We start from the raw sequence: 24,921 nt of genomic DNA on the forward strand, positions 1-24,921 counted from the left end.
TTAAAGTCTTATTCCAATACCAAATTCTACCGTTTCAGCATTTGCAGCGTGTACTTTCATACGAACAGAAGCAAACCACTTATCTTTGAAATACCTTTTTAAAGCTAAAGATTCATAAACTCTACCATCAAATTCAACAGGGTATTTTACGTAGTAACCTACTTGTCCTTCAATAGAAAGTTTACTTATAAATAATTCGTATCCAACAAAAGCGCCAATTCTAGAAAATGAATTGGGTTCTTCTAAATTAGAATTAGGAAGGTTTGCATTGAGGTCGTAGTAGTCTTTTAGCATTGGAGAAATATATAAATCTGCACCTAATTGAAATGCCGATTTTCTACTTATTCTTTTGTCAATGTATGCTGAAGCTACAAAAAATGGTTTTAAACCACTGCCAATTATTGGAGATTCATTTACACCACCTCTAACTACTAAATTTAATTTGATAGGCTCTGTAACTTTTAATGTATCTGTTGACGGAATAAAAACAAGAGGTGTGTCTTTTGGTGCTAAATTGTAATTTACCCCAGCACTTAAAGCCCAAATATTTACTCCTGAATTGGGAGATTTTACATTAGCGTTTGATGCATGTACAAATTTTATACCTGCAGTAACCCCAAAATTTCCAAGTAAATATTCCCTTTGATAATATAGTTTAAAATAGGTGCTAGAGTTTAATGCACTACCAAAAGCTGTATTTTTATTGTTTGTTACTTTGTCATACGGGTTGGTACTGTAGGCAAGACCAATTCCTGGTCTAAAAATTAATTGGTTTTTAGATTTTCTATTAAGAAGATAAAAGTTATAGTGAAAATAAACCGCATATAGTTTTCCTAAAATTTCCGAATTATAGTCTTGGTAGCCAAAAGAAACTCCTATGTCTGGATAATTAAATAAACCTTCCCAGCTATTTTCACCTAAAGTTTTTTTGTTGTAACTAGCATAAAATCCGGTGGGGTGTCCTTGTAAAAAAACAGTAGCATCAGGATTTGTTTTAATGGTATTTCCATAAAAATAATTAGCTTGAAAGTAAGTGTTTTTTGTTTGACTAAACCCTAAAAAACAACTAAAAACAAAAAAAATAAATACTCTTTTATTCATAAAAATTTTAACTATTAAGTTTAAAGTTAATTTGATTTTCTTTTAGAGCATCAATAAATTCATTTGAAATATCAACTTTATAACTTCTGCTGGGCAAATTTAGTTTTATTTTTTCTTCTAAATCATAGACTAAGAAATTTAGTGGTTTTTTTCCTTGAAATTGAGTTAAAAGCGTGTTTAATTTTTGAATTTGAGGTTCATTAATATCGTTTAAAGAAATATTTAATGTGATTTTTTTTGAAAACTCTTCTAATACATCTTGTAGCATTTGAATATTTCCAAAGGAAAGACGAACATCACCATCATTCCAACCTTTACGGCCAAAAATTTTCATATATAAAAATGAGTTTGGCACAAAAAAGTGTCTGAATTTTAAGTATTCTTCACCAAAAATTCTAAATTCATTTGACCCGCTATAATCTTCTAGTGTAAAAGTAGCCCACCCTTTTCCATTTTTAGAAACGCGATGTTCAATATTGGTAAGAATACCACCAACTGAAATGTCTTTATTAATTAATTCCGCTTGATTTTGAAAAGCAGTTAATGGTGTGTTGCAATAATATTTTATTTCGGTTTTAAAATCGTCTAATGGATGACCAGAAATATAAATTCCTACCAGTTCTTTTTCCTTAGAAAGTTCTTCCATCATTCCCCATTTTTCAGCGTAAGGTATTTCAGGTTCTGGGAATTGAACTTCAGAAGCTTCTCCAAATAAAGATACTTGAGCAGAGTTTTTGTTTTCTTGAAATTTATTTCCGTAGCGAATGGCTCTTTCAATAAAAGGAACTCCTTTCTCATCTAATTGATAATATTGTGCGCGGTGCACATCTTTAAACGAGTCCATTCCACCAGCCATAACCAATCCATCAAAAGCTCTTTTATTTGCTGCTCGTAAATCTACACGTTTGGTAACATCAAAAATAGAAGAGTAATTTCCGTTGTTTTTACGTTCCTCAACAATAGCATCAACAGCAGCAGCACCAACACCTTTAATGGCTCCCATACCAAAACGAATAGCACCTTCTTTATTTACGGCAAATTTGTAATAAGATTCATTTATATCTGGTCCTAAAACAGGAATTTCTGCACGTTTACATTCTTCCATAAAAAAGGTTACCTGCTTAATATCATTCATGTTGTTAGATAGTACAGACGCCATATATTCTGCAGGATAATGCGCTTTTAAATATGCTGTTTGATAGGCAATAAAAGCATAACAAGTTGAGTGTGATTTGTTAAAGGCATACGCGGCAAATGCTTCCCAGTCTTTCCAAATTTTCTCTAGTTTTGCTTCGTCATGATTTTTAGCTTTTCCACCTTCAATAAATTTAGGTTTTAATTCTTCTAGTAAAGCAAATATTTTTTTACCCATTGCTTTACGTAACATATCTGCTTCACCCTTTGTAAAACCAGCTAGTTTTTGTGAAAGCAACATCACTTGCTCTTGATAAACGGTAATACCATAAGTTTCCTTAAGGTATTCTTCCATATCATCTAAATCATACGTAATTTCTTCACGCCCGTGTTTACGATCAATAAAAGAAGGTATGTATTCCATTGGACCAGGACGGTACAAGGCATTCATGGCAATTAAATCGGCAAACTCAGTTGGTCTTAACGATTTCATATGCTTTTGCATACCAGGAGATTCATATTGAAAAACACCAATAGTTTCTCCTTTTTGAAAGAGTTCGTATGTTTTTTTATCATCTAAAGGAAAATCATCAGGAACCAAATCTACTCCGTGTTTGGCTTTTACAATTTTAACAGTATCCTTAATTAAGGTAAGTGTTTTTAAGCCCAAGAAATCCATTTTTAGTAAACCAGCAGTTTCAACAACATTATTGTCAAACTGAGTTACGTACATATCTGAATCTTTGGCTGTAGATACTGGTACTAAATTGGTAATTGGCTCAGGAGTAATAATAACTCCGCAGGCGTGTATTCCAGTATTTCTAACCGAACCTTCAAGCGCTCTTGCCTGATTAATGGTTTGAGCTTCTAGATTATTTCCATCAGCAAGTCTTCTAAGCTCTTCAACACATTCAAATTCTTCGGCTCTTAAACCTTTTACTTTTCCTTTACTTTTTTCGTCATCACCAAAAATGTTTTGAAGCTTTAAACCTGGAATTAGTTTGGCTATTTTATCTGCTTCATGCAACGGTAAATCTAATGCTCTTGCAGTATCACGGATTGATGACTTTGCGGCCATTGTTCCGTAGGTGATAATTTGTGCTACTTGACTAGCACCATATTTTTCAATTACAAACTCTATAACACGTTGTCTTCCTTCATCATCAAAATCAATATCAATATCGGGTAATGAAACACGATCTGGATTTAAGAAACGCTCAAAAAGTAAATCGTATTTAATTGGGTCAATATTTGTAATCCATAAACAGTATGCAACTGCAGAACCTGCTGCAGAACCACGTCCGGGTCCAACAGAAACGCCCATTTTTCTGGCTTCTAAAATAAAATCCCAAACAATTAAAAAATAACCAGGATATCCGGTTTTTTCAATAATAGACAACTCAAAATCTAAACGTTCTATTTTTTCGGCATCTAAATCATCTCCATATCTAATTTTTGCACCTTCAAATGTTAAGTGTTTTAAATACGCATTTTCACCTCGTACACCTCCGTCAATTTCATCTTCTGGATCAACAAATTGTTTAGGAATATCAAACTTAGGAAGTAAAACATCCCGAGCCAAAGTGTACACTTCAACTTTATCTACAATTTCTTGTGTATTGGCAATAGCTTCTGGAAGATCTTTGAACAAATTTTTCATTTGCTCTTGCGACTTGAAATAGTATTCGTTATTTGGTAATCCGTATCTAAATCCTCTTCCTCTTCCTTTAGGTGTGGCTAATTTTTCACCATCTTTTACACAAAGTAAAATGTCATGAGCTTCAGCTTCATTTTTAGTTGTATAAAATGTATTGTTGGTGGCAATTAGTTTTACGTTATGTTTTTTGGCGAAATTGATAATCACACTGTTTACGTGATCTTCATTTTCTTGATTGTGACGCATGACTTCTAAATAAAAGTCGTCTCCAAATTGTTCTTTCCACCACAATAAAGCTTCTTCAGCTTGATTTTCACCAATATTTAATATTTTACTTGGTATTTCACCATAAAGGTTTCCTGATAAAACAATTAAATCTTCTTTATATTTTGAAATTATATTTTTGTCAATTCTTGGCACATAGTAAAACCCATCTGTATTTGACAGCGATGCCATTTTTGCTAAATTATGATAGCCATTTTTGTTTTTGGCTAAAATTACAATTTGATAACCGTTGTCTTTATGAGTTCTATCTAAGTGATTTTCACAAACATTAAATTCACAACCTAAAATAGGTGTTATTAGTTGTTTTGGTTGTTCTCCTTCACCTAAATTTTTATTGTGTTTTTCAACAGATTTATTGTGATTAATGGCTTCTCTTACAAAATAAAAGGCACCCATCATATTTCCAGAATCGGTAATGGCAATTCCGGGCATATTATCTTTTATTGCCGCTTTAATTAAATTACTGTAGCTTGAAGTTGATTGTAGAATTGAAAATTGAGAATGACAATGTAAGTGCGAAAAGCTTGTGCCACTTAAATCTACAGAAGAATCTTCAGAAATGTTTGAGTCGCTAACTTTTTCTTTATTTTTTAACTTCTTACTTTCTTTTTTTAAGTTTAAATGTTTAAGCCCAATTACATTAATAGGAGAAGGGTTTTTTGCATCAAAACGTTGAAAATAATCAGCAGATACATCTAATTGTTCTTTGGTGTATATTCTTTTTCTAATTAATTCTAAAAAACATCGTGTGGTAGCTTCAACATCGGCAGTGGCATTGTGAGCTTCTCCAAAAGGAGCTTGAAACAAATGTTGGTGTAATTCGGTTAATGTTGGTAACTTAAATTTTCCACCTCTTCCTCCTGGTATTTGGCAAAGTGTTGCTGTTCTTTCAGTACAGGTATCTAAAACCGGAAGTTCATTTAACGGAGTGTTAAGTTGTTTTCTAACATACTCACAGCCCATAATATTAAGGTCAAACTTCACATTTTGTCCTACAACAAATTTAGATTTTGAAAGAGCTTCATTAAAAAGTACTAAAACATCTTCTAGTTTTTCACCTTTTTCTTGTGCTAATTGCGTTGAAATTCCATGAATTTGTTCAGCATCGTACGGAATGTTATACCCTTCAGGCTGAATTAAATAATCTTGTTGGTCAACTAATTCTCCCAATTCATCATGCAATTGCCAAGCAATTTGAATACACCTTGGCCAATTGTTGGTGTCCGTAATAGGAGCATTCCATTTTTTTGGTAAACCAGTGGTTTCGGTATCAAAAATTAAAAACATGTGCGATTTTTTTTTAGTGGAAAAACAAGATTTTAAAAGTATACATTTTAATATTTTTAGAATTCAATTTCGTATTTTTTTTATTAACAATTAACGTATCTAAAACGGTATAAGCTGGTTGACCAAACTGGTTAATCAGTTAAATTTATTTGTGTGACATATATTACAAAATAATTCTTTTTAAATAAAAGCTAACAATAATCATATTTTTTATATAAATGTTGATTTAATTTTACCCCGTTAAAGATAACGAAAGGGTAATTATGACCAAACTGGATTTAGACAGTTATAAAGCAAAAAAGGATACCATAAAGCACGAAGGAGTAGTTTCTAGAATTTCTGAACATGGGATTGTTGTCTCATTAAAAGGAAATGTTAATTGTGAAGGATGTAAAGCACAATCAGCTTGTGGTGTATCTGAATCAAACGACAAAGAAATTGAAATTGAAAATCCAACAGAATCTTATCAGTTGAATGAACCGGTTGATGTTGTGTTAAATAGAGAATTAGGCTTAAAAGCTGTGTTTTGGGCGTATGTTTTTCCTTTTATTTTAATGTTTTCAGTATTAGTTATTACTTCGTTGTTTTTAAAAGAATGGATTTCAGGGTTAATTTCATTGGCCATTTTAGTTCCTTATTATTTTATGCTTTTTGTATTGAAAGATACATTTAAAAAGGCGTTTCAAGTTTCAATATTAAAATTTAATTAAGAAAGAATGACAGATTCAGTTTTATATAGCGTTTTGTTATTAGCTTCTTTAGGGGTAATTGCAGCAGTAGTGTTGTATGTTGTTTCAAAGAAGTTTTATGTGTATGAGAACCCATTAATCGCTGAGGTTGATGATATTTTGCCAGGTGCAAATTGTGCTGGTTGTGGCTCTCCAGGTTGTAAATCTTTTGCCGAAAAATTAGTGAATACTGAAGATATTTCAGATTTGTTTTGTCCAGTTGGAGGAAATGATGTGATGAAACTAGTTGCAACTAAATTAGGAAAAGAAGTAGCTGAAAAAGCTCCAACAGTTGCGGTATTACGTTGTCAAGGAGGTTGTGATGTTCGTCCAAAAACTACAGAATATCAAGGCCCAAGAACTTGTGCAATTTCGGCAATGGTTTATGGAGGTGAAACAGATTGCCAATATGGTTGTTTAGGAGATGGTGATTGTGTTGCTGTTTGTGATTTTGATGCAATGTATATGGATGAAGCTACAGGTTTACCAGTAATTGATTCTGATAAATGTACTTCTTGTGGTGCTTGTGTAAAAGCATGTCCTAGAGATATTATTGAAATGCGTCCTAAAAATAAACGCGATTTAAAAGTATTTGTTGGTTGTTTAAATGAAGATAAAGGTGGTATTGCAAGAAAATCTTGTTCAGTAGCTTGTATTGGTTGCTCTAAATGTGAAGATGTTTGCCAAAAAGATGCTATTACAATGAATAACAACCTTGCTTACATTGACCCTGCTTTATGTACGCTTTGTAGAAAATGTGTAGATGTTTGTCCAACGCACTCTATTATAGAAACAAATTTCCCTCCAAGAAAACCTAAAAAAGTGGTTGAAAAAAAGCCAGTAGCTAAAAAGGTTGTAGAAAAGAAAGAGGTTGAAAAGGTTGCAGTTGTAAAAGAACCAGCAGCTAAAAAGGAAGTTGAAAAAGTTGCAGTTGTAAAAGAAGATACAACTGTAGAATCAAAAAATAAGAACACAGATGCTTAAAACATTTCCAAAAGGAGGTATTCATCCTCCAGAAAATAAAATAACATCTTCAAAGGAAATTAAAAGAATGACTGTGCCAAAGGTGGTAAATGTACCTATTGCACAACATATTGGAATTCCTGCGGAAATAGTTGTAGACAAAAAAGACAAGGTAACAGTTGGTCAGGTAATTGCAAAATCTGGTGGATTTGTTTCTTCTAATATTCATTCTCCTGTTGCAGGAACAGTGACTAAGTTAGATTTAATAATTGACAGTAGTGGTTATAAAAAACAATGTATTGTTATTAGAACCGACGCAAAAGATCCTACTAATTTTGAAGAACAAGAGTTTCCGTTAAAAACCGAAATTGAATTAGAACCAAAAGCAATTGTTCAAAAAATTAGTGACTGCGGAATTGTAGGTTTAGGTGGAGCAACGTTTCCTTCTCAAGTAAAATTAAATGTTCGCGAAGGTTCAAAATTAGATTACCTTATTATTAATGGTGTTGAATGTGAACCTTACCTAACAGCCGATCATAGATTGATGTTAGAAAAAGCGCAAGAAATTGTTGTTGGAATTAAAATTTTAATGAAAGCTTTACATTTAGAAAAAGCAGTTATTGGAATTGAAAATAACAAACAAGATGCTATCAGTCTTTTTAAAAGTATTATTAAAAAAGAAGATGGAATTCAAGTTGCAGCTTTGCAAGTTAAATACCCTCAAGGTGGTGAAAAACAACTGGTAAGAGCCATTTTAGGAAGAGAAGTTCCAAAGAATGGATTGCCTTTAGATGTAGGTGTAATTGTGCACAATGTTGGTACAATTTTCGCCATTTACCAAGCCATTCAATTTGATAAACCATTGGTTGAACGTGTGGTTACTGTAACAGGTAAAAAACTAGAAAATCCATCAAACTTTTGGGTGAAAATTGGAACACCAATAAAAGATTTAATTGCTGAAGTAGGTGGTTTGCCTGACGGTACTAGAAAATTGGTAAACGGTGGACCAATGATGGGGAAAGCTATTAAAAATACTGATGTACCCGTTACAAAAGGAACTTCAGGAATATTAGTAATTCATGAAGATGAGGCTAGTAGAGGAAAAGCTGAGAATTGTATTCGTTGTGGCGAATGTGTTTTTGTTTGCCCTATGGGATTAGAACCTCATTTGCTTATGAATTTGTCTGAAAAAGGAATGTACGAAAAAGCTTCAAATGAAGATATTATGACTTGTATTGAATGTGGTTCTTGTAGTTATGTATGTCCTTCACACCGTCCTTTATTAGATTATATCCGTTTTGGAAAAAATATTGTTAAAAAATTAGAAACATCTAAAAAATAAAATGAGTCAACCTATTATAGTATCGGCCTCACCGCACGTACATTCTGATAGAACATCAAAAAAATTGATGTACGATGTGGTTATCGCTTTAATTCCTGCGTTCTTAGTTTCGCTATATGTATTTGGAATAAGCGCATTTATTGTAACCGCTGTAGCGGTAATTTCTTGCTTACTGTTTGAATATTTAATTCAGAAATATTTAATGAAAGCCAATGTAACTATTGGTGACGGTTCAGCATTAATCACAGGAATATTATTAGCTTTTAACTTACCTGCAGGTTTGCCAATTTGGATGATTATTGTTGGTAGTTTAGTTGCTATTGGAGTTGCTAAATTATCATTTGGTGGATTAGGTTTTAACCTATTTAATCCGGCGTTGGTTGGGCGTGTATTTTTATTGGTTTCATTTCCAGTACAAATGACAATGTGGCCAACAGCGGTTGAAAATAATACAACTATTGCGGATGCAGTTACAGGAGCTACGCCATTAGGATTGATAAAAGAAGGATTAATGTTTGGTGATACTATGACCAATATTAGTGCTACTTTACCTTCAAACTTAGATATGTTTTTAGGTTTATCAGGTGGTTCAATTGGTGAAATGTCTGCAGTAGCATTACTTTTAGGTGGAATTTATTTATTGTATAAAAAAGTAATTACGTGGCATATTCCAGTTACAATGTTGGTGACAATGGCTGTTATGACCGGAATTTTTTGGATAATTGATCCAGAAAGTTATGCAAGTCCATTAATTCATATTTTATCGGGTGGTGCTTTGTTAGGAGCCTTTTTTATGGCAACTGATTTAGTTACAAGTCCTATGACCAAAAAAGGAATGATTGTATTTGCAATAGGTATTGCAGTTATAACTGTTGTAATAAGATTATTTGGAGCCTATCCTGAAGGAGTTTCATTTGGTATTATCATTATGAATGCTTTTGTACCACTTATTAATACCTATTTTAAACCAAGAAGATTTGGTTCAAAAATTAAAGCTAAAATTGTGTAATTATGAGCCAGAAGAAAGATACATTTATCAATATGTTAGTCGCATTATTTGTGATTACTATTATATCAGGTTTCTCTTTAGGATATGTAAATGACTTAACAGTTGGTCCTAAAGCGAAAGCCAAATTAGAAAAAAAAGTAAATGCTTTAAAGTTAGTATTGCCTGCTTTTGATAACAACCCGGTTGAAGATGTTGTGTCAATTAAAGTTGAAAATGTGAAAGACAGTGTTGAAGTTTTTCCTGCATTTGAAGGGAATAAATTTGTAGGAGCTGCTGTAATTGGATCAACTGAAAAAGGCTTTAGCGGATTGGTTAAAGTTATGGTTGGTTTTACACCAGATGGAACTATTGAAAATATTGTAGTTCTAGAACAAAAAGAAACACCAGGGTTAGGAACAAAAATGAAAGACGAAAAGTTTTTAGCGCAGTTTAGAGGTAAAAACCCTTCAACTTTTAATTTAAAAGTTACCAAAGATGGAGGTGAAGTTGATGCCTTAACAGGAGCAACTATTTCTACTCGTGCTTTTGGTGAAGCTGTTGAAATGGCATATAATGAGTTTATGAAAAAAAGCGGTTCATTAATAGAACTTAAAAATTAAGAATTATGGCAGAAACTATAAATCAAACCCAAAATTTCTTAAAAGGAATTGTTAAGGATAATCCTGTTTTTGTAATGCTATTGGGTATGTGCCCAACGCTAGGTGTTACCTCTTCAGCATTTAATGGCTTAGGAATGGGAGTTGCAACTATGTTTGTATTAATTATGAGTAACATAGTGGTATCATTAATTAAAACACAAATACCAAGTAAAGTACGTATTCCTGCTTTTATTATTGTAATAGCATCGTTTGTAACAATTGTTGAAATGATTTTAGAAGCATTTGTACCATTTTTATATGAACAATTAGGAATCTTTATTCCGTTAATTGTGGTAAACTGTTTAATATTAGGTAGAGCAGAAGCATTTGCATCAAAAAATAATGTATTGTCATCACTAATTGATGGTTTAGGAATGGGATTAGGTTTTACCATTGCGCTAACGGTTTTAGGTGCAGCTCGTGAAATTTTAGGTAGCGGAAGTTTATTCGGCTTTAAATTTGTACCTGAAGATGCAAACACATTTATCTTATTTATTTTACCTCCAGGAGCATTTATTGCTTTGGCATATTTAACTGTATTGTTTAACAAAATATCTACTAAAACAACATAAAATGGATTATATAATTATACTTATTGCTGCTGTTTTTGTAAACAACATTGTATTATCTCAATTTTTAGGAATTTGCCCTTTCTTAGGGGTTTCTAGTAAAGTATCAACATCGGTTGGTATGTCTGGTGCTGTATTGTTTGTAATGACGTTGGCTACAATGGTAACGTACCTATTACACGAATTTATATTGGTTCCAGCTGGTTTAGATTACTTAAGAACTATTACTTTTATTTTAGTAATTGCCGCTTTAGTACAAATGGTTGAAATTATTTTGAAAAAAGTAAGTCCGCCTTTATACCAAGCGTTAGGAGTTTTCTTACCTTTAATTACAACCAACTGTGCTGTATTGGGTGTAGCTATTTTAGCTTTAGGATTAGATGGAGGAAGTTTAATGAAAGCGGTATTCTTTGCTGTTTCAAATTCAATTGGTTTTGGACTGGCATTAATTGTTTTTGCTAGTATTCGTGAGCATTTAGAGTTAGCTAACATTCCTGAAGGAATGAAAGGTGTGCCAATTAATTTGTTAGTTGCTGGTTTATTGTCACTTGCGTTTTTAGGGTTTACAGGACTAGTTTAGTCACAAGTTTCTGTAAATTAGATTTTGATTGAAATCTGTTTTAATGTAAAGTTTTTGATTTTCAAACAATTACATTTTATATAACGGGTGTAAAATAATCTAAAATAGAATGCTTATATCAAAATATCTAAGTATATTTGCAAACTTAAAATTTATAACCAAGGTCGAGAACCTTAAAAATTAAAAAAGAATGCCAGTAAAAATTAGATTACAGAGACACGGAAAAAAAGGAAAACCATTTTATTGGATCGTTGCAGCTGATGCACGTTCAAAAAGAGATGGTAAATACTTAGAGAAATTGGGAACTTATAACCCAAATTCAAATCCAGCACAAATTGATTTAAATATTGATGGAGCTGTAACGTGGTTACAAAATGGTGCACAACCAACTGATACTGCAAAAGCAATTTTATCTTATAAAGGAGCAATGCTTAAAAATCATTTATTAGGTGGTGTAAGAAAAGGTGCTTTAACTGAAGAGCAAGCTGAAGAAAAGTTTCAAGCTTGGGTTGATGAAAAAGCAGGAAAAATCACTGCAAAAGTTGACGGTTTAGCAAAAGTTAAAGCTGAAGCTAAAGCTAAAGCTTTTGAAGCTGAAGTAAAAATTAATGAAGAGCGTGCTGCTGCTGCTAAAGAAGTAGAAGAAGCTGCAATTAAAGCTGAAGCAGATGCGAAAGCTGCTGCACAAGCTGCAACTGAAGTTGTTGAAGAAGCAGGACCTGAATCTATTGATGACGCACAAGCTGCATCACAAGAATAAGGAACAAAATAAACTAGTATTACGATAATGCGTAAAAAAGATTGTTTTTATTTAGGCAAAATTGTAAGAAAACATAGTTTTAAAGGGGAAGTTGTTGCTAAGTTAGACACAGACGAACCTGAAATTTATCAAAATTTGGAATCAGTATTTGTTGCTTTGGGTAACAATCTGGTTCCATTTTTTATTGAAACAAGTTTACTACAAAAAGGAAATCAACTTCGAATTCAGTTTGAAGATATTTTAAACGAAGCTGATGCTGATGCTATTTTAGGATCAGAATTATTTTTACCTATTGAATTTTTACCAAAGTTAACTGGAAATAAGTTTTATTTTCATGAAATAATTGGATTTGATATTGAAGATGTTCAACACGGATATGTGGGTGAAATAATTGGAGTAAATGATTCATCTGCGCAGCCGTTATTTGAAATTAATTCAAATGGGACAGAAGTTTTTATTCCAATGATTGACGACTTTATTAAGAAAGTTGATAGAGACAACAAAAAAATTATTGTTGCAGCACCAGAAGGTTTAATAGACCTTTACTTAAACGGCGAATAACAACACTTTTAGAGAGGTGGCCGAGTGGTCGAAGGCGCACGCCTGGAAAGTGTGTATGCGGCAACGTATCGTGGGTTCGAATCCCTTCCTCTCTGCGAAAACAAAGTTAAAAGAGACCAAAAAACAACAAAACCCCACAAACACTACGTTTGTGGGGTTTTCCTTTTCTAGGAAATACCATAAAACACCATATAAAATCAATTAAAAAGGGGCTAATTCGGTGTCAGTTTGTTGGAGGGGTTAACTGACACCGAATACCTCTGTAGGTGTTGTTAAATATAGGGGTTCAGAATATTTTTTGATTTATTTTTTGTATATTTATACTGTTAAAATTGTTAGAAGCTATGAAAAATTCTCTTTCTCAATTATTTTATATTAAAAAGACCAAGATTGACAGTAATCAAAAAACCAATATTTATTTAAGAATAACTGTAAATAGTAGGCGTGCAGAATTGAGTATTCAAAGAAAAGTTCATATTGATAAATGGAATTCCAGTGCGAATAGGGTAAAAGGGTATTCTAGAGAAGCACAAGAAATTAATCAATACATTGATTTGATTTCAAATAAAATCAATAAAATTCACCAGCAGTTTATTGAAGATAATAAACCTTTTACTGCAATTCAAATTCGTGACAAATATCTTGGTAAAGATGAAAATCAAAAAATGCTATTAAAAATTTTCCAGGATCACAATGAACAAGTCGAGAAATTGGTAGGGAAAGATTTTGCTGCAGGAACAGTTTTAAGATATAAAACAGCAAAATCTCATATTGAGGAATTTATTAAATTTGAACATAGATTGAATGATATTCCTGTTGTAGATGTTGACCATAAATTCATTACAGGTTTCGAATATTATTTAAAAACAGAAAGAAACTGCGCACATAATACAGCTGTTAAATACATTACTAATTTTAAAAAAATAATTAGAATTGCGTATGCCAATGATTGGATTACAAAAGACCCATTTTTCAATTGGAAAGCAAGATTAAAATCAGTAGATAGAGAATTCTTAAGTGAAGAAGAAATTCAAGAGTTAGTAAAAAAAGAATTTAAATTACCACGATTGGACCTTGTGAAGGATATTTTTTTATTCAGTTGTTTTACAGGACTCGCGTATGCTGATGTAAAAAAGTTAACTAACAATTGTATTGTAATAGGAATTGATGGGAATAAATGGATCAATACAAAAAGAACAAAAACCAATACGGTAAGCAACATTCCTTTATTACCATTGTCAAATACGATTATTGAGAAATACGCAAACCATAAAGAGGTGTTAGACTGCGATAAACTACTTCCGGTATTAAGCAACCAAAAAATGAACGCTTATCTAAAAGAAATAGCAGATCTATGTGGCATTACAAAAAATCTAACCTTTCATTTAGCGCGTCACACATTTGCAACTACGGTAACACTAACCAATGGAGTACCTATTGAATCAGTTAGTAAAATGCTAGGGCATAAATCGCTAAAAACTACACAACACTACGCGAAAATTTTAGACCGAAAAGTGAGCGATGATATGAGTATTTTAAAAGTGAAGCTGAATGCTTTAGAAAATAAAAACGCTTCAGAAGAGAAAAAATCTGTCTAAAGAAGAGGTTTACTTCAATTACACATTCTACAATAAAACTCAACTTTTAAGTAGTTTCATTTCATATTTAATGATTTTTATACTAATTTGTTGCTAAATAAGTCGCGAAACTTGATAATCGATAGATATTTCACTTAAAAGTGTACTTTTTTTACAAGTTTTAGTTATTTATTTAAAAAATAAACCCCAAAATAAATTACTGTGAAAAAAGGATATGCTAAAATTATCAATCATTTAGAAAATGATTTAGAAAAAATCGAATTAGAAAATAGCAACAACATAGATACTTTTGAAAGCTGTACAAAATTGACTCAAAGCTACCTGAATCAATTAAGAAATATTGTAATTTCTGAAGAGTTTGCTTGTAGCCAAGATGAAATAACATTTTTCAAAAAAGTAAAACCCTACGCACTTTCAAAATTCATTTATTACGCCAAGCTATTTCAAATTGAAAGTAAAAGACCCAAAGGAGGTATAGATATCCAGAGGAAGTATTTTGACGAGGAAATTCAAGAAATACAAGAATTCTTTAACAAGAATCATAATTTCTATCAATACTTTAGAGGAGAAGAATCGTATTTTGACGCTCAATATTTTCTTCGAGAAAATAAAAGCATTCGAATTCAATTTGATTGGTCAGGATCATTTATTGATGATGAATTCTCTACAAGTCTAGACTCTACTTTTGCTAAATTCATAGGCTATGAATCAGTAATCAACTATTGCCAAAATGAAATTGAAGTCCTTTTGTTGAAAAACAACCTAGAACCTGGATTAACAATTGTGAATTCAAAATTAAAATGGACGGCAACTAAAATTGCTTTAATAGAACTTATTTATGCATTAGACAGTTTAAAGGTTTTTAATAACGGTGATGCAGATATCAAACAAATTGCCGCTACTTTTGAAACCGTTTTTAATATTGACTTAGGTGATTTCTACAGAGCCTTCTTAGAAATAAAAGAGAGAAGAAAAAATAATACAAAGTTTTTAGACAGTTTAAAGAGCGCTTTACTAAAACGTATACTAAAATTTAATCAATAAAACACCCAAGTTGGGTAAAAAAAGTTTCAAATTTATTTTGAGGTGTTTTGTTATTTCAACATCATTTTCACATTGTTCAAAATATGAAATTAAACCAAACAACATCAAGAAAAATGTTCTAAAAAAAACACCCCAACTTGTGATTTTTAGTGAGTTATACTTCACATATTTGTAAAATGAAAAAGAAACAAAACAATGCTTTCTTAATTATTAATTCAAAAATTGCAAGATATGGCTGCAAAAATTATTACACCAGAAGACTTAGATGAATTCAAAGACGATTTACTAAGCAACATTAAAAACTTGATTGGAGACAAACGCCAAACATCAACCAAAAAGTGGTTAAAATCACCAGAGGTACGAAAACTACTTGGCTTGTCAACTGGAACACTTCAAAACCTCAGAATCAACGGAACCCTACCTTACACCAAGATGGGTGGAATTATCTATTACGATTATGAGAAAATAATGCAAGTTTTGGAAGAAAATACCGTAAACAACAACGACTAACAGCTTCGGCCCTTGAAAATTATTCAAGGGCTTTTAAATTCTACATAACGTTAAAAAATACACAGTATTTAAGTTTTTAAATACGCTGTGCAGAAAACAACACGCTAATTTTTAAACCTATGAACTACATCAAACACCTCAACGGAGTCTATATTCAATTCCGTAAAGATAATCGCTTAAATCCATCCCATATCAGTTTGTACTTGGCGTTATTTCAACTATGGAATCAAAACCGATTTCCTTCAGAATTTCATATAAGCAGAGAAGAAATTATGAAACTTTCAAAAATTGGATCTACAGCAACGTATCACAAATGCATTAAAGAGTTAAGTCATTGGAAATATATACGTTACAGTCTATCTCACAACCCATTCAAGGGCAGTAAAGTAAAGCTGTTCAATTTTGAATCAAGCTATAAAGAAGATATGAACTTAGACTGTTCGTTAAATGAACAAGCACTGATACCTAATATAAACATAAATAAACATACTATAAACTTTATTAAACTAGAGGCAATCGCAAAAGAAAAATTGATTTTAGATTTTTTTAAAAAAGAAAAATATCCTGAATTGGAAGCCAAAAAATTCTTCAACCATTACCAGGGAATTGGATGGAAAGTTGGAGGGAAATCAAAAATTACCGATTGGCAAGCCACCGCCAAAAGTTGGATGCTAAAAGCCAACGAAATGAAATTAGCACCTCGAAAAAAATCAAAAGCAAACGATCCAAACGCTTTACCACTTGATCATTTTTACGACAACCTCCACGTCAACCAAAACAAAAACTACGATGAACCACTTTAACAAATTAAACGACCTAGGATTTGGCAGGCGAGTGTCAAATGTTTGAAGAATCCGTAAAAAGAAATGCTGTTTGAGCAATGCGAGTTCATTTCTTTTAGGATTCAAGGACTAATTTGACCGCTGAAAATCCAAGTCTTGATTTTTTGTTTCGTTTTGCATCAAGGCAAAATGAAAAGAACACTAGAGACACCAATAAATTCGCTTTTATACTACAAAGAAATTCAAAAAAATAAAACACTATGAACCCAACACCACACATTAAAACCGAAGGAACCTCCAAATTCCAAATAGGAGAAATACACAACAACACCATTCACTACGATTTCGAAAAAATAAAAACCTACCTCAACATCAAAGGCCATATGCTATTCGGAAAAAACTTCAAAATCTACAAAGAAGACGAAATCTTGCTTTTTAAACTATGCTGTTACTTCATTCAAGACCATTACAGCTGCGCACAAATGGGAATCGACACCAACAAAGGCATATTACTATCAGGACCCGTAGGATGTGGTAAAACAACGCTAATGCAATTATTATTGCACTTAGCACCTCACAAAACAACGTATGAAATCATACCAACACGCAATATCATTTTTAGCTTTAATGCCGCCGGATACCAAACCCTGGAACGATACAACCAAACCAAAAACTACTGTTTTGACGATTTAGGAGTAGAACCAACAGGTAGTCATTATGCAAAAGACTGCAATGTGCTAGGTGAAATTCTATTATCAAGATATGATTTATTTTGTCATCCTAAAAAGATTACTGAGCAGCGGTCACTGAGCGGAGTCGAAGTGAATCGAAGTGTAGTTCCCGGATCTATACAAACAAAACATAGAAGCATAACCCATATCACCACCAACCTCAACACTAGAGAATTAGAAAACCGATACGGTAAAAGAGTAAGAAGCAGGTTAAGACAAATGATGAACGTTATAGCATTTGACTCAGATTCCATCGATAAAAGAGGGTAGTTCATCATTCACGAATACCAAAACAAATAAAAAAGGGATGAGTAATCTTCAACCTCATCACTTTCGGCAAAAACTAGAGATAAAAGAAAGTAATTGTAAACAATGGCCTATTTTTATTTCAGTACAAATTCAAAATTGTGAAGCGCAAGAGTAAACCAAAAAGCGCAGCGGCCTGGTGTCGATAGCGGAACAAATGTAGAATTTAATGAAATTAAAATCAGCCTATATTTTTGGTTACTTTTTCATCAATGGAAAAAGAAAGAGTATCTACTATAAATTTCCAGTAAAAAGTAAAAAAGGAACTGTAATTTTCAATCTCATCACCCCAAACAAAAACTCAAAATATAAACTTCCTGGGGCGCAAAATCACAAGTCGCTATTTACTCTCACCATATGGAACCTGTTAAAGTTATTCGCTAAGTATTATTAGGAATGAATTGTTGACTGAACTATGTTTTTGGAGAGCATTAAATATGTAAATCAGTATCTATAGGCGAATTACCTATTTTATCATTTTAGGTATTGCACTAAGATATACACTGAAATAAGTGGCGACATTTGTAAAAAAAAACAATTATAAAAAAATAAGCAATAACTTAATAAACTAAATTATGAACAGAATTATTATTTCAGTCTTTGAAAACGAACAAAAATCAGCAGAAGGATTACAAGAGTTAAAAAACTTACACAAGAATGGAGATATTACTATTTATGCTTCAGCTGTATTACAAAAAAATAGCGAAGGTAAAGTAGATGTAAAACAAAGCTCAGAACAAGGACCTATTGGAACTGCCATTGGCGGTTTAACAGGAGCTCTTGTTGGTATATTTGCAGGACCTGGAGGTTTAGCAGTTGGTACTGCGGTAGGAATGTATGGTGGTTTGTTCTATGACATTGATAAATCACTTTTTGATCTTTCTTTTATGGAGCAAGCAACTGAAGCTATAGAAACCGGTAAAACCGCCGTAATAATTGATGCAGAAGAAGAGTGGACTACTCCAGTTGATTCTAAAATAGAAGCTTTGAACGGTGTCGTATATAGAAAAAACAGATCAGATGTTGAAGATGATCAGTTAAGAAGAGAAGCTAAAGAATTGAATAAAGAAATTGATGAGTTGAAAAATGAATTGAAAGAATCTAATGAAGAAACAAAAGCTAGTATCCAAAAACAATTGGATACCGCAAAAGCTAAAAACAAAGCTTTAAAAGAAAAAATTGATGCTAAGTTAGCGAAACAAAAAGAAGAAAGAAATGCTAAATTGGAAAAACTTAAAACTCAAATGTCTGAAGTTCAAGACAGTGCTAAAACAAAACTAGAAAAGAGAAAAGAAGACTTAAAAGAAAATCATAAGGAATCAAAAAAGAAATTGGAGAAAATCTCTAAAAAGATTAAAGAGTATTTCAAATAAAACATCTCAAAAAGAGGGATGTTATACCCCCTCTTTTTCTATTGAAACAAAAAGAAATCTATCCTAAATTACTTAAATTAATAGTATGGCTATTGTATGGCATTTATCGGCAATTCAGTTTTCGCAAAAAACAGTTGTTTCAGGCGTTTTATTGTCACATCACAAATTTCGGGCAAGACAAACCGATAGTTGGTTTAGTAACGCTCGTCAAGTTATAGGTTCATATTTTAAAAATACTTGTAGAAATAAAGAAATTCTTGTTACAAATAAAAGGCACACTCTAAAAACTACTACCAATAAAAATGGTAGTTTTTCTGTTACATTTAATTTTAAAGTGGAAGGAGAAATATTCATACATTTTACAGATAAAACTTCTGTATTGTCAACACTCCAATCATACCCAATACTATTTAAAGATCCACCTTCTGGATTAAATGTTATTTCCGATATAGATGAAACTATCATGGTTTCATATACCAATACACTAGTTAAACGTTTTTTTACAACACTTTTTAAAACTTCAGAAAAAAGAGGTGTTATTTCATTTACTAAAGATTTGTTTGATTCTTTAAAAGATCAAAATCCACGCTTTTTTTATGTTTCAAAGAGTGAGAATAATTTGTTTAAAATTATTTCCAATTTTATACAATTTAATAACCTGCCAAAAGGGCCGTTGTTATTAACTCCATTTTTAAATTTTTCACAATTAGTTGGTTCCAAAAAAAATAGAGATTTTAAATTGAATACAATTGAAACATTGATAGAAAATTCCAAAAACGAACAATTTATCCTAGTAGGTGATGATTCTCAAAGGGATATGGAAATTTACACCGTAATTGCTAAAAAGTATAAAATGCTAATTTCAAATGTTTACATACGGCAAACAAAAAAAACAATTAGCGATAAACAAAAAACAGATTGGAAAGCCTTGCAAGAAACTGGCGTAAAAACTTATTATTTTAAACGGAATGAAGTATATTCATCTTAAACTTTACTAAACAATACTCTAATTATGAAAATTTTATTTATTGTAAATCCAATATCTGGGGGTGTTGATAAAGAACCATTTTTAAAAGAAGCAACTTCAATTTGTGATTTTTATGGAATAAATTTTAAAATATTTAAAACTACCGGAAAAAATGACGAACAAGAAGTTTTAAAAGTTTTAGAAAACTACAACCCAGATAAAGTAGCCTCGGTAGGAGGAGATGGAACTACATTATTTACAGCTATTGCTCTTTTAAACACAAATTACCCAATGGGAATTATTCCCTTAGGTTCTGCTAATGGTATGGCTACTGAGCTATTTGTAAAACTAGATCCTATAGAAGCTTTAAAAGATATTATTATGTCGCATATGGTTGCAGGGTTAGATATGTTATTAATTAATGATGAACATTATACAATGCATATTGGTGATGTTGGAATAAATGCAAATATAGTTGAAGCTTATGAAAAAGATCCAAACCGGGGAATGGCAACGTATGCAAAATATTTTATTGAAGAGTTAAAAGATTTAAAACCATTTAAGGTTACCTTAAATGCAAATGGAGAATCAATTACAACAAATGTGTTTATGTCGGCCATATGTAATGCCCGAAAATATGGTACAGGAGTTCCTTTAAATGTTGTTGGAAATCCGATGGATGAAAAATTTGAGATAGTTCTTATTGAACAAATAGACCTTCCATCATTAATTAAAGCTGGACTGTCATCATTTGACGAAAAATATTTCGATAATCAAAAGAGTAAAGTTATTGCAACAAAAGAAGCAGAACTTATTTTTGAAGAGCCTAGATTGTTACAGTTAGATGGTGAAGTTATCAAGAAGTACCATAAAGTTTCAATAAAAATGTTACCGGGAGCTATAAAACTAATTACGAATAAAGGAAACAAAAATATTAAATAAAAAAGCATGAAAAATAAATTCACCAAATTATTATTTCTAACTAGTATCGCTATTGTATCAAGTTTTTTCTCTTGTGCAGAAGGAAATAAAACAAATTCACAGGATAAAAAAATATATAAAAAAGAACCAAAACTAGTTTTACAAATTACGGTTGATCAATTAAGAGGAGATTTACCGTATCGGTTTTTAGACAATATGGGAGAAGGCGGATTTCGTTATTTATTAAATAATGGAATTGTATTTACTGATGCGCATCATTCTCATGCAAATACAGAAACTATTGTTGGTCATACTACATTATCTACAGGTGCAAATCCTTCTTCTCATGGAATGGTTGCAAATGTTTGGTTAAATAGAAGTACAGGTTATTTGTCATATAATATAGAAGATGGTCGTTATCCATTACTTTCAGAAAATGCAGATGTTAATAAAAAAACAGAAATTGATCCTACCCAAAGAACAGCAAGATCATCAGGTAGATCTCCATCAAACATATTGGTTTCTACATTAAGTGATGAGTTAAATTTATCTACAAATGGTGAAGCTAAAGTGTTTGGAGTATCAGTAAAAGACAGAGGAGCTATTGCTATGGCCGGTCAAGCCGGAAAAGCTTTTTGGTTTTCAAAATCTGCCAAACAATTTGTGACTAGTGCGTATTATTATAATGCATATCCTGAATGGGTTTCAACTTTTAATAAAAGTGATTTTACTAAAAAATATGGAAATCAACAATGGAATTTATTAAAAGACAAAAGCAACTATCTTTTTGGAGAAAGTGATGATCAACAATGGGAAACTAATTTTCCAGGGTTTGGAATTACTTTTCCTCACAATTATGGAGATCCAGCTTCTAAATATTTTGGAACTATTTTAACGTTAAGTCCTGCTGGAGATGAAATTACGTTAGATTTTGCAAAAACATTGATTGAAAATGAAGCAATTGGACAAGATGATATTACCGATTATTTATCAGTAAGTTTTAGCTCAACAGATTATGTTGGACATGTTTTTGGGCCTTCAAGTCTAGAAATGGAAGACAATTTGTTGCATTTAGATAGAACTCTTGCTGATCTTTTAAGTTTTGTAGATAAAAAAATAGGGTTAGAAAACACTCTAATTGTACTATCTGCCGATCACGGAAGTCCTGAAGCTGCTGGATATTTAACTTCTAGAGGAATTGATACTAAAAATATTAATACAGACGATTGGGATAAAAAGAATAGTATTGCTAGTTTAAAAAAACGTTTTGGAATTGGGCAAGAATTAATTAAAGACTATTTTCATCCATATGTATATTTAAATCACGAAGTAATTAAAAAGAATAATTTAAATTTAGAAGAAGTTCAACTGGCAGTTAGCGAAGAAATATCAAAATTTGAAGGAGTATCTGCTGCAGTTTCATCAACAATGTTAAATAAGGGATTGGTTCCAAATACATCAGAAATGAGATTTGTATTGAACAATCATAACTCAGAAAGATCTGGAGATATTTATGTTGTTTTTAAACCTCATTTATTTGTAAATGATTTTGACGGGTTAAGCGTTGCTTCAGCACATGGTTCACCTTGGAGTTATGATACTTTTGTGCCAATTATTTTTGCAGGCTACAATTTTAAACATCAACAAGTAAACAGAAAAGTTCATACAATTGATATTGCCCCAACATTAGCTAAAATGATTGGTAGTAAACCACCATCTGGTTCTGAAGGTACAGTTTTAGTTGAAGTTGTAAATAAATAGAAGAAGATGAAAATTCAAAAAGCGGCAATAACAATAGTTTTTTTATTAATAACAAATATTGTTTTTTCACAAGCAGCAATATTGGCATTATTATTTGGGGAAAAAGTAGCAACAGAAAAATTTAATATTAGTATGGAAATTGGTATCCCCATGAATTCCTTTAGTAATGTTGAGAATTCTAGTGCGGCAACAGGAATAAATTTTGGAATTGCAGGAAATGTTAAGCTATCCGAAAATTGGTATATTAGCCCGACTGCTTATTTTTTATCAAAAAGGATATTGAAAATTTCTCCAAATTCATTGATAATTGATAACCCTGAATTAAGTGAGTTGTACAAAGATGTTTCATCTGAAATATTAATAAATTATACCGATGTAAATGTTTTAGTGGCGTATCAACCAAATAGATCAAATTTTAGATTTGGAATTAGCCCACAAGTTTCTTTTTTTAACAAAGCGAGAGCAACTTTCAAAAATGATTTGGGCGAATTTGAACAAAACATTAATGAGTATACAAATAATATTGATTATGGGCTTATTGGAAATGTTGGTTATTTTTTAAAATCTGGGCATAAAGGAAAAGGTATTCACTTTAATTTAAGATACTATCAAGGTTTTACAGATGTTTTTACTGATAATTTTATTTCAGAAAAAAACAAAAGTAGTTATGTGGCTTTTCATATTAGTTTACCTTTTATAACTGATGAGTTAGCTGAAAAAAATAAAAAACCAAAGAAGAGTAAAAAACAAAAAAAGAAGAATGAAGAAATTTAATATTGGGTTAGTTTTAAGTGGTGGTGGTGCAAGAGGTTTGGCACATATTGGAGTATATAAAGCGTTAATTGAAGCAGGTAAGAAACCCGAAATTATTTCTGGAACCAGTATGGGCGCAGTTATAGGAGCCTTAATTGCTGGCGGTTATTCTCCAGAAGAAATAGAAGCCATAGCAATTGACAGAGGAAAATCTAAAATGTTTGAATTAAACGCTCCATCATTGAGTTTAGGTACTCATAAACCCGTTAGAAAAATTCTTATGGAATTACTTCCTCAAAACATTGAAGATTTAGAAATCCCTTTGTATTTGTCTTCAACCAATTTAAGCACTGGAGAAAATGAAATTCTTTCTAAAGGAAATTTATATGATGCTATAATGGCTTCAACGTCTATTCCCGTAGCTTTTAAACCTATAAAAATTGGCGAAGATTATCATGTTGATGGCGGGTTAACTAACAATTTACCGGCTTCTTATATTAGAGACCAATGCAACTATTTAGTTGGATCACATGTAAATCATAAATCTGAAAGAGTAGAACTAAACACTTTAAAAGATATCATTGAACGCTGTATAAGAATTGGAATTTATAATTCTGTACGAGAAGAAAAGAAATTATGTGATTTATTTATTGACCCTCCTAAGGTAAGAGAATTTGAGACTTTAGACTTTAAGCAGGTGCCAACAATAATAAATATAGGGTATGAAGCTGCTTGTAATTCTTTAGAACGAGATAATTGTTAATTTTAAGAGTTCTCAATCAATTATTGTAAATCCTATTTCGTTTATAGATTATGATAAACCCGAAAACGAAAAATTACATCGCTTTTGTAAAAGTTTTCATCTTTAGTAACTTTTGAATAATTATACCCTATTAAAAAAGCACCTTTCCATTTAGGTGAAAAAGCATACCCAATCCCAGGGGTAACCCGAATTCTATCGTTAAACTGCTGAACATCAATCAAATTCCAATATAAATACAGGCTAACGGGCAGGTAAAAACCCTTTCTAAATTCTGTTGAATTACCTTGAAAATAAAGTGTTAATGTTGGTTCATAGCTCAATCTAAGGCCAAAATTGTTTTTCCAGTTTTTAGTATTTAGTTCAAATCGTTCTTCAAGGTCAAAATTATGGTTTAACTTTAACTTATTAGTGTTTGGCCAAGTAAGACTATAACTTTGTACAGGAATAATTTCTATTCTATCAGAAACATAAAAGTTATTTGTATAGTAAACACCAAGTCCTGCAGAAAATTGCTCACTATAGAATAACTTATTCTTAATATTTTTTTTCCTTTTATATTTAAATTTACCTTTAATAAAATATCGGTTCCAAAGTTGAGGTGAATTTGTTCTATAACCTATTGTCCCTTCAAAATTAACCTTTTCAGATATTTTGGTGCTTGGTGAATAATCTGCCCAATATTGACTTGTAACCCCATTCTCAGTATCTTGACCTAAGATTTGAAAATTTGAGAATAAAGCTATAATAATTATAAATTGATAATGATTTAATTTCATAAAATGACTTAATTGTATTATT

General features: G+C 31.6%; 23 protein-coding genes and 1 tRNA gene. 21 read left to right on the top strand and 3 right to left on the bottom strand.

What is annotated here, in order from left to right; all coding sequences use genetic code 11:
• Positions 1-1,101 carry an acyloxyacyl hydrolase gene (locus tag ACFQ5N_RS00650; RefSeq protein ID WP_386806873.1) on the bottom strand — a complete coding sequence of 367 codons (1,101 nt, stop codon included), beginning with the start codon at positions 1,099-1,101 and terminating at the stop codon, positions 1-3.
• Positions 1,102-1,108: 7 nt separating this feature from the next.
• The gene (gene dnaE / locus ACFQ5N_RS00655) at positions 1,109-5,464 is read right to left on the bottom strand and encodes a DNA polymerase III subunit alpha (RefSeq protein WP_386806875.1); all 4,356 of its coding nucleotides are present in this window, start codon (positions 5,462-5,464) and stop codon (positions 1,109-1,111) included.
• A gap of 263 nt (positions 5,465-5,727) precedes the next feature.
• Between dnaE and ACFQ5N_RS00660 the strand changes: the two genes are divergently transcribed.
• From ACFQ5N_RS00660 to ACFQ5N_RS00760, 21 genes are all read left to right on the top strand, one after another.
• Complete coding sequence (locus ACFQ5N_RS00660; RefSeq protein WP_386806877.1) at positions 5,728-6,174, top strand: SoxR reducing system RseC family protein; 447 nt, start codon at positions 5,728-5,730, stop codon at positions 6,172-6,174.
• Between the two features lie 6 nt (positions 6,175-6,180).
• Entirely contained in the window at positions 6,181-7,176 is a 996-nt protein-coding gene (locus ACFQ5N_RS00665) for a Fe-S cluster domain-containing protein (protein ID WP_386806879.1), read from the top strand.
• Positions 7,169-8,497 carry an electron transport complex subunit RsxC gene (rsxC, locus tag ACFQ5N_RS00670; protein ID WP_386806881.1) on the top strand — a complete coding sequence of 443 codons (1,329 nt, stop codon included), beginning with the start codon at positions 7,169-7,171 and terminating at the stop codon, positions 8,495-8,497. The genes ACFQ5N_RS00665 and rsxC overlap by 8 nt, the downstream gene beginning before the upstream one ends.
• A 1-nt stretch (position 8,498) precedes the next feature.
• The gene (locus ACFQ5N_RS00675; RefSeq protein WP_386806883.1) at positions 8,499-9,506 is read left to right on the top strand and encodes an RnfABCDGE type electron transport complex subunit D; all 1,008 of its coding nucleotides are present in this window, start codon (positions 8,499-8,501) and stop codon (positions 9,504-9,506) included.
• A gap of 2 nt (positions 9,507-9,508) precedes the next feature.
• Positions 9,509-10,105 (top strand): RnfABCDGE type electron transport complex subunit G, encoded by a 597-nt coding sequence (locus tag ACFQ5N_RS00680; protein WP_386806885.1) that lies wholly within the window; start codon positions 9,509-9,511, stop codon positions 10,103-10,105.
• Positions 10,106-10,110: 5 nt separating this feature from the next.
• Positions 10,111-10,716, top strand: coding sequence for an RnfABCDGE type electron transport complex subunit E (locus ACFQ5N_RS00685; protein ID WP_386806887.1), 606 nt, complete (start codon positions 10,111-10,113; stop codon positions 10,714-10,716).
• 1 nt (position 10,717) lies between these two features.
• Positions 10,718-11,293, top strand: a complete 576-nt coding sequence (locus tag ACFQ5N_RS00690; protein WP_386806889.1) for an electron transport complex protein RnfA — start codon at positions 10,718-10,720, stop codon at positions 11,291-11,293.
• Between the two features lie 190 nt (positions 11,294-11,483).
• Complete coding sequence (locus tag ACFQ5N_RS00695) at positions 11,484-12,053, top strand: 30S ribosomal protein S16 (RefSeq protein ID WP_386806890.1); 570 nt, start codon at positions 11,484-11,486, stop codon at positions 12,051-12,053.
• A gap of 27 nt (positions 12,054-12,080) precedes the next feature.
• Positions 12,081-12,614 carry a ribosome maturation factor RimM gene (rimM, locus tag ACFQ5N_RS00700; protein ID WP_386806892.1) on the top strand — a complete coding sequence of 178 codons (534 nt, stop codon included), beginning with the start codon at positions 12,081-12,083 and terminating at the stop codon, positions 12,612-12,614.
• A 10-nt stretch (positions 12,615-12,624) separates the two neighbouring features.
• Positions 12,625-12,709: transfer RNA gene (locus ACFQ5N_RS00705), tRNA-Ser, on the top strand.
• 249 nt (positions 12,710-12,958) lie between these two features.
• Complete coding sequence (locus ACFQ5N_RS00710) at positions 12,959-14,212, top strand: site-specific integrase (RefSeq protein WP_386806893.1); 1,254 nt, start codon at positions 12,959-12,961, stop codon at positions 14,210-14,212.
• Between the two features lie 201 nt (positions 14,213-14,413).
• Positions 14,414-15,256, top strand: coding sequence for an RteC domain-containing protein (locus ACFQ5N_RS00715; protein WP_386806895.1), 843 nt, complete (start codon positions 14,414-14,416; stop codon positions 15,254-15,256).
• Positions 15,257-15,487: 231 nt separating this feature from the next.
• Positions 15,488-15,766: a helix-turn-helix domain-containing protein gene (locus ACFQ5N_RS00720; RefSeq protein ID WP_386806897.1), complete on the top strand. Its 279-nt coding sequence runs from the start codon at positions 15,488-15,490 to the stop codon at positions 15,764-15,766.
• A 272-nt stretch (positions 15,767-16,038) separates the two neighbouring features.
• Positions 16,039-16,569, top strand: a complete 531-nt coding sequence (locus ACFQ5N_RS00725; RefSeq protein ID WP_386806898.1) for a hypothetical protein — start codon at positions 16,039-16,041, stop codon at positions 16,567-16,569.
• Between the two features lie 239 nt (positions 16,570-16,808).
• Complete coding sequence (locus ACFQ5N_RS00730; RefSeq protein ID WP_386806900.1) at positions 16,809-17,549, top strand: ATPase; 741 nt, start codon at positions 16,809-16,811, stop codon at positions 17,547-17,549.
• Between the two features lie 611 nt (positions 17,550-18,160).
• A complete protein-coding gene (locus tag ACFQ5N_RS00735) occupies positions 18,161-18,958 on the top strand; it encodes a DUF1269 domain-containing protein (protein WP_386806901.1) in 798 nt (265 codons plus the stop codon).
• A gap of 85 nt (positions 18,959-19,043) precedes the next feature.
• Entirely contained in the window at positions 19,044-19,946 is a 903-nt protein-coding gene (locus tag ACFQ5N_RS00740; protein WP_386806903.1) for a phosphatase domain-containing protein, read from the top strand.
• 24 nt (positions 19,947-19,970) lie between these two features.
• Positions 19,971-20,867 carry a diacylglycerol/lipid kinase family protein gene (locus ACFQ5N_RS00745; protein ID WP_386806905.1) on the top strand — a complete coding sequence of 299 codons (897 nt, stop codon included), beginning with the start codon at positions 19,971-19,973 and terminating at the stop codon, positions 20,865-20,867.
• Positions 20,868-20,873: 6 nt separating this feature from the next.
• The gene (locus ACFQ5N_RS00750; protein WP_386806906.1) at positions 20,874-22,607 is read left to right on the top strand and encodes an alkaline phosphatase family protein; all 1,734 of its coding nucleotides are present in this window, start codon (positions 20,874-20,876) and stop codon (positions 22,605-22,607) included.
• Between the two features lie 6 nt (positions 22,608-22,613).
• Entirely contained in the window at positions 22,614-23,381 is a 768-nt protein-coding gene (locus tag ACFQ5N_RS00755) for a porin family protein (RefSeq protein ID WP_386806908.1), read from the top strand.
• Entirely contained in the window at positions 23,368-24,123 is a 756-nt protein-coding gene (locus ACFQ5N_RS00760; protein WP_386806909.1) for a patatin-like phospholipase family protein, read from the top strand. Before ACFQ5N_RS00755 ends, ACFQ5N_RS00760 begins: the two co-directional genes overlap by 14 nt.
• 41 nt (positions 24,124-24,164) lie before the next feature.
• Here ACFQ5N_RS00760 and ACFQ5N_RS00765 read toward each other — a convergent pair whose 3' ends face one another.
• Complete coding sequence (locus ACFQ5N_RS00765) at positions 24,165-24,899, bottom strand: DUF2490 domain-containing protein (protein WP_386806910.1); 735 nt, start codon at positions 24,897-24,899, stop codon at positions 24,165-24,167.
• Positions 24,900-24,921: the final 22 nt, after the last annotated feature.

This window comes from Lutibacter holmesii, assembly GCF_042679665.1.
Taxonomy (GTDB): domain Bacteria; phylum Bacteroidota; class Bacteroidia; order Flavobacteriales; family Flavobacteriaceae; genus Lutibacter; species Lutibacter holmesii.

Coding starts and splice junctions, on each gene's coding strand:
- ACFQ5N_RS00650 (WP_386806873.1), bottom strand. CDS start 1,101: ATGAATAAAAGAGTATTTATTTTTTTTGTTTTTAGTTGTTTTTTAGGG.
- dnaE (WP_386806875.1), bottom strand. CDS start 5,464: ATGTTTTTAATTTTTGATACCGAAACCACTGGTTTACCAAAAAAATGG.
- ACFQ5N_RS00660 (WP_386806877.1), top strand. CDS start 5,728: ATGACCAAACTGGATTTAGACAGTTATAAAGCAAAAAAGGATACCATA.
- ACFQ5N_RS00665 (WP_386806879.1), top strand. CDS start 6,181: ATGACAGATTCAGTTTTATATAGCGTTTTGTTATTAGCTTCTTTAGGG.
- rsxC (WP_386806881.1), top strand. CDS start 7,169: ATGCTTAAAACATTTCCAAAAGGAGGTATTCATCCTCCAGAAAATAAA.
- ACFQ5N_RS00675 (WP_386806883.1), top strand. CDS start 8,499: ATGAGTCAACCTATTATAGTATCGGCCTCACCGCACGTACATTCTGAT.
- ACFQ5N_RS00680 (WP_386806885.1), top strand. CDS start 9,509: ATGAGCCAGAAGAAAGATACATTTATCAATATGTTAGTCGCATTATTT.
- ACFQ5N_RS00685 (WP_386806887.1), top strand. CDS start 10,111: ATGGCAGAAACTATAAATCAAACCCAAAATTTCTTAAAAGGAATTGTT.
- ACFQ5N_RS00690 (WP_386806889.1), top strand. CDS start 10,718: ATGGATTATATAATTATACTTATTGCTGCTGTTTTTGTAAACAACATT.
- ACFQ5N_RS00695 (WP_386806890.1), top strand. CDS start 11,484: ATGCCAGTAAAAATTAGATTACAGAGACACGGAAAAAAAGGAAAACCA.
- rimM (WP_386806892.1), top strand. CDS start 12,081: ATGCGTAAAAAAGATTGTTTTTATTTAGGCAAAATTGTAAGAAAACAT.
- ACFQ5N_RS00710 (WP_386806893.1), top strand. CDS start 12,959: ATGAAAAATTCTCTTTCTCAATTATTTTATATTAAAAAGACCAAGATT.
- ACFQ5N_RS00720 (WP_386806897.1), top strand. CDS start 15,488: ATGGCTGCAAAAATTATTACACCAGAAGACTTAGATGAATTCAAAGAC.
- ACFQ5N_RS00725 (WP_386806898.1), top strand. CDS start 16,039: ATGAAACTTTCAAAAATTGGATCTACAGCAACGTATCACAAATGCATT.
- ACFQ5N_RS00730 (WP_386806900.1), top strand. CDS start 16,809: ATGAACCCAACACCACACATTAAAACCGAAGGAACCTCCAAATTCCAA.
- ACFQ5N_RS00735 (WP_386806901.1), top strand. CDS start 18,161: ATGAACAGAATTATTATTTCAGTCTTTGAAAACGAACAAAAATCAGCA.
- ACFQ5N_RS00740 (WP_386806903.1), top strand. CDS start 19,044: ATGGCTATTGTATGGCATTTATCGGCAATTCAGTTTTCGCAAAAAACA.
- ACFQ5N_RS00745 (WP_386806905.1), top strand. CDS start 19,971: ATGAAAATTTTATTTATTGTAAATCCAATATCTGGGGGTGTTGATAAA.
- ACFQ5N_RS00750 (WP_386806906.1), top strand. CDS start 20,874: ATGAAAAATAAATTCACCAAATTATTATTTCTAACTAGTATCGCTATT.
- ACFQ5N_RS00755 (WP_386806908.1), top strand. CDS start 22,614: ATGAAAATTCAAAAAGCGGCAATAACAATAGTTTTTTTATTAATAACA.
- ACFQ5N_RS00760 (WP_386806909.1), top strand. CDS start 23,368: ATGAAGAAATTTAATATTGGGTTAGTTTTAAGTGGTGGTGGTGCAAGA.
- ACFQ5N_RS00765 (WP_386806910.1), bottom strand. CDS start 24,899: ATGAAATTAAATCATTATCAATTTATAATTATTATAGCTTTATTCTCA.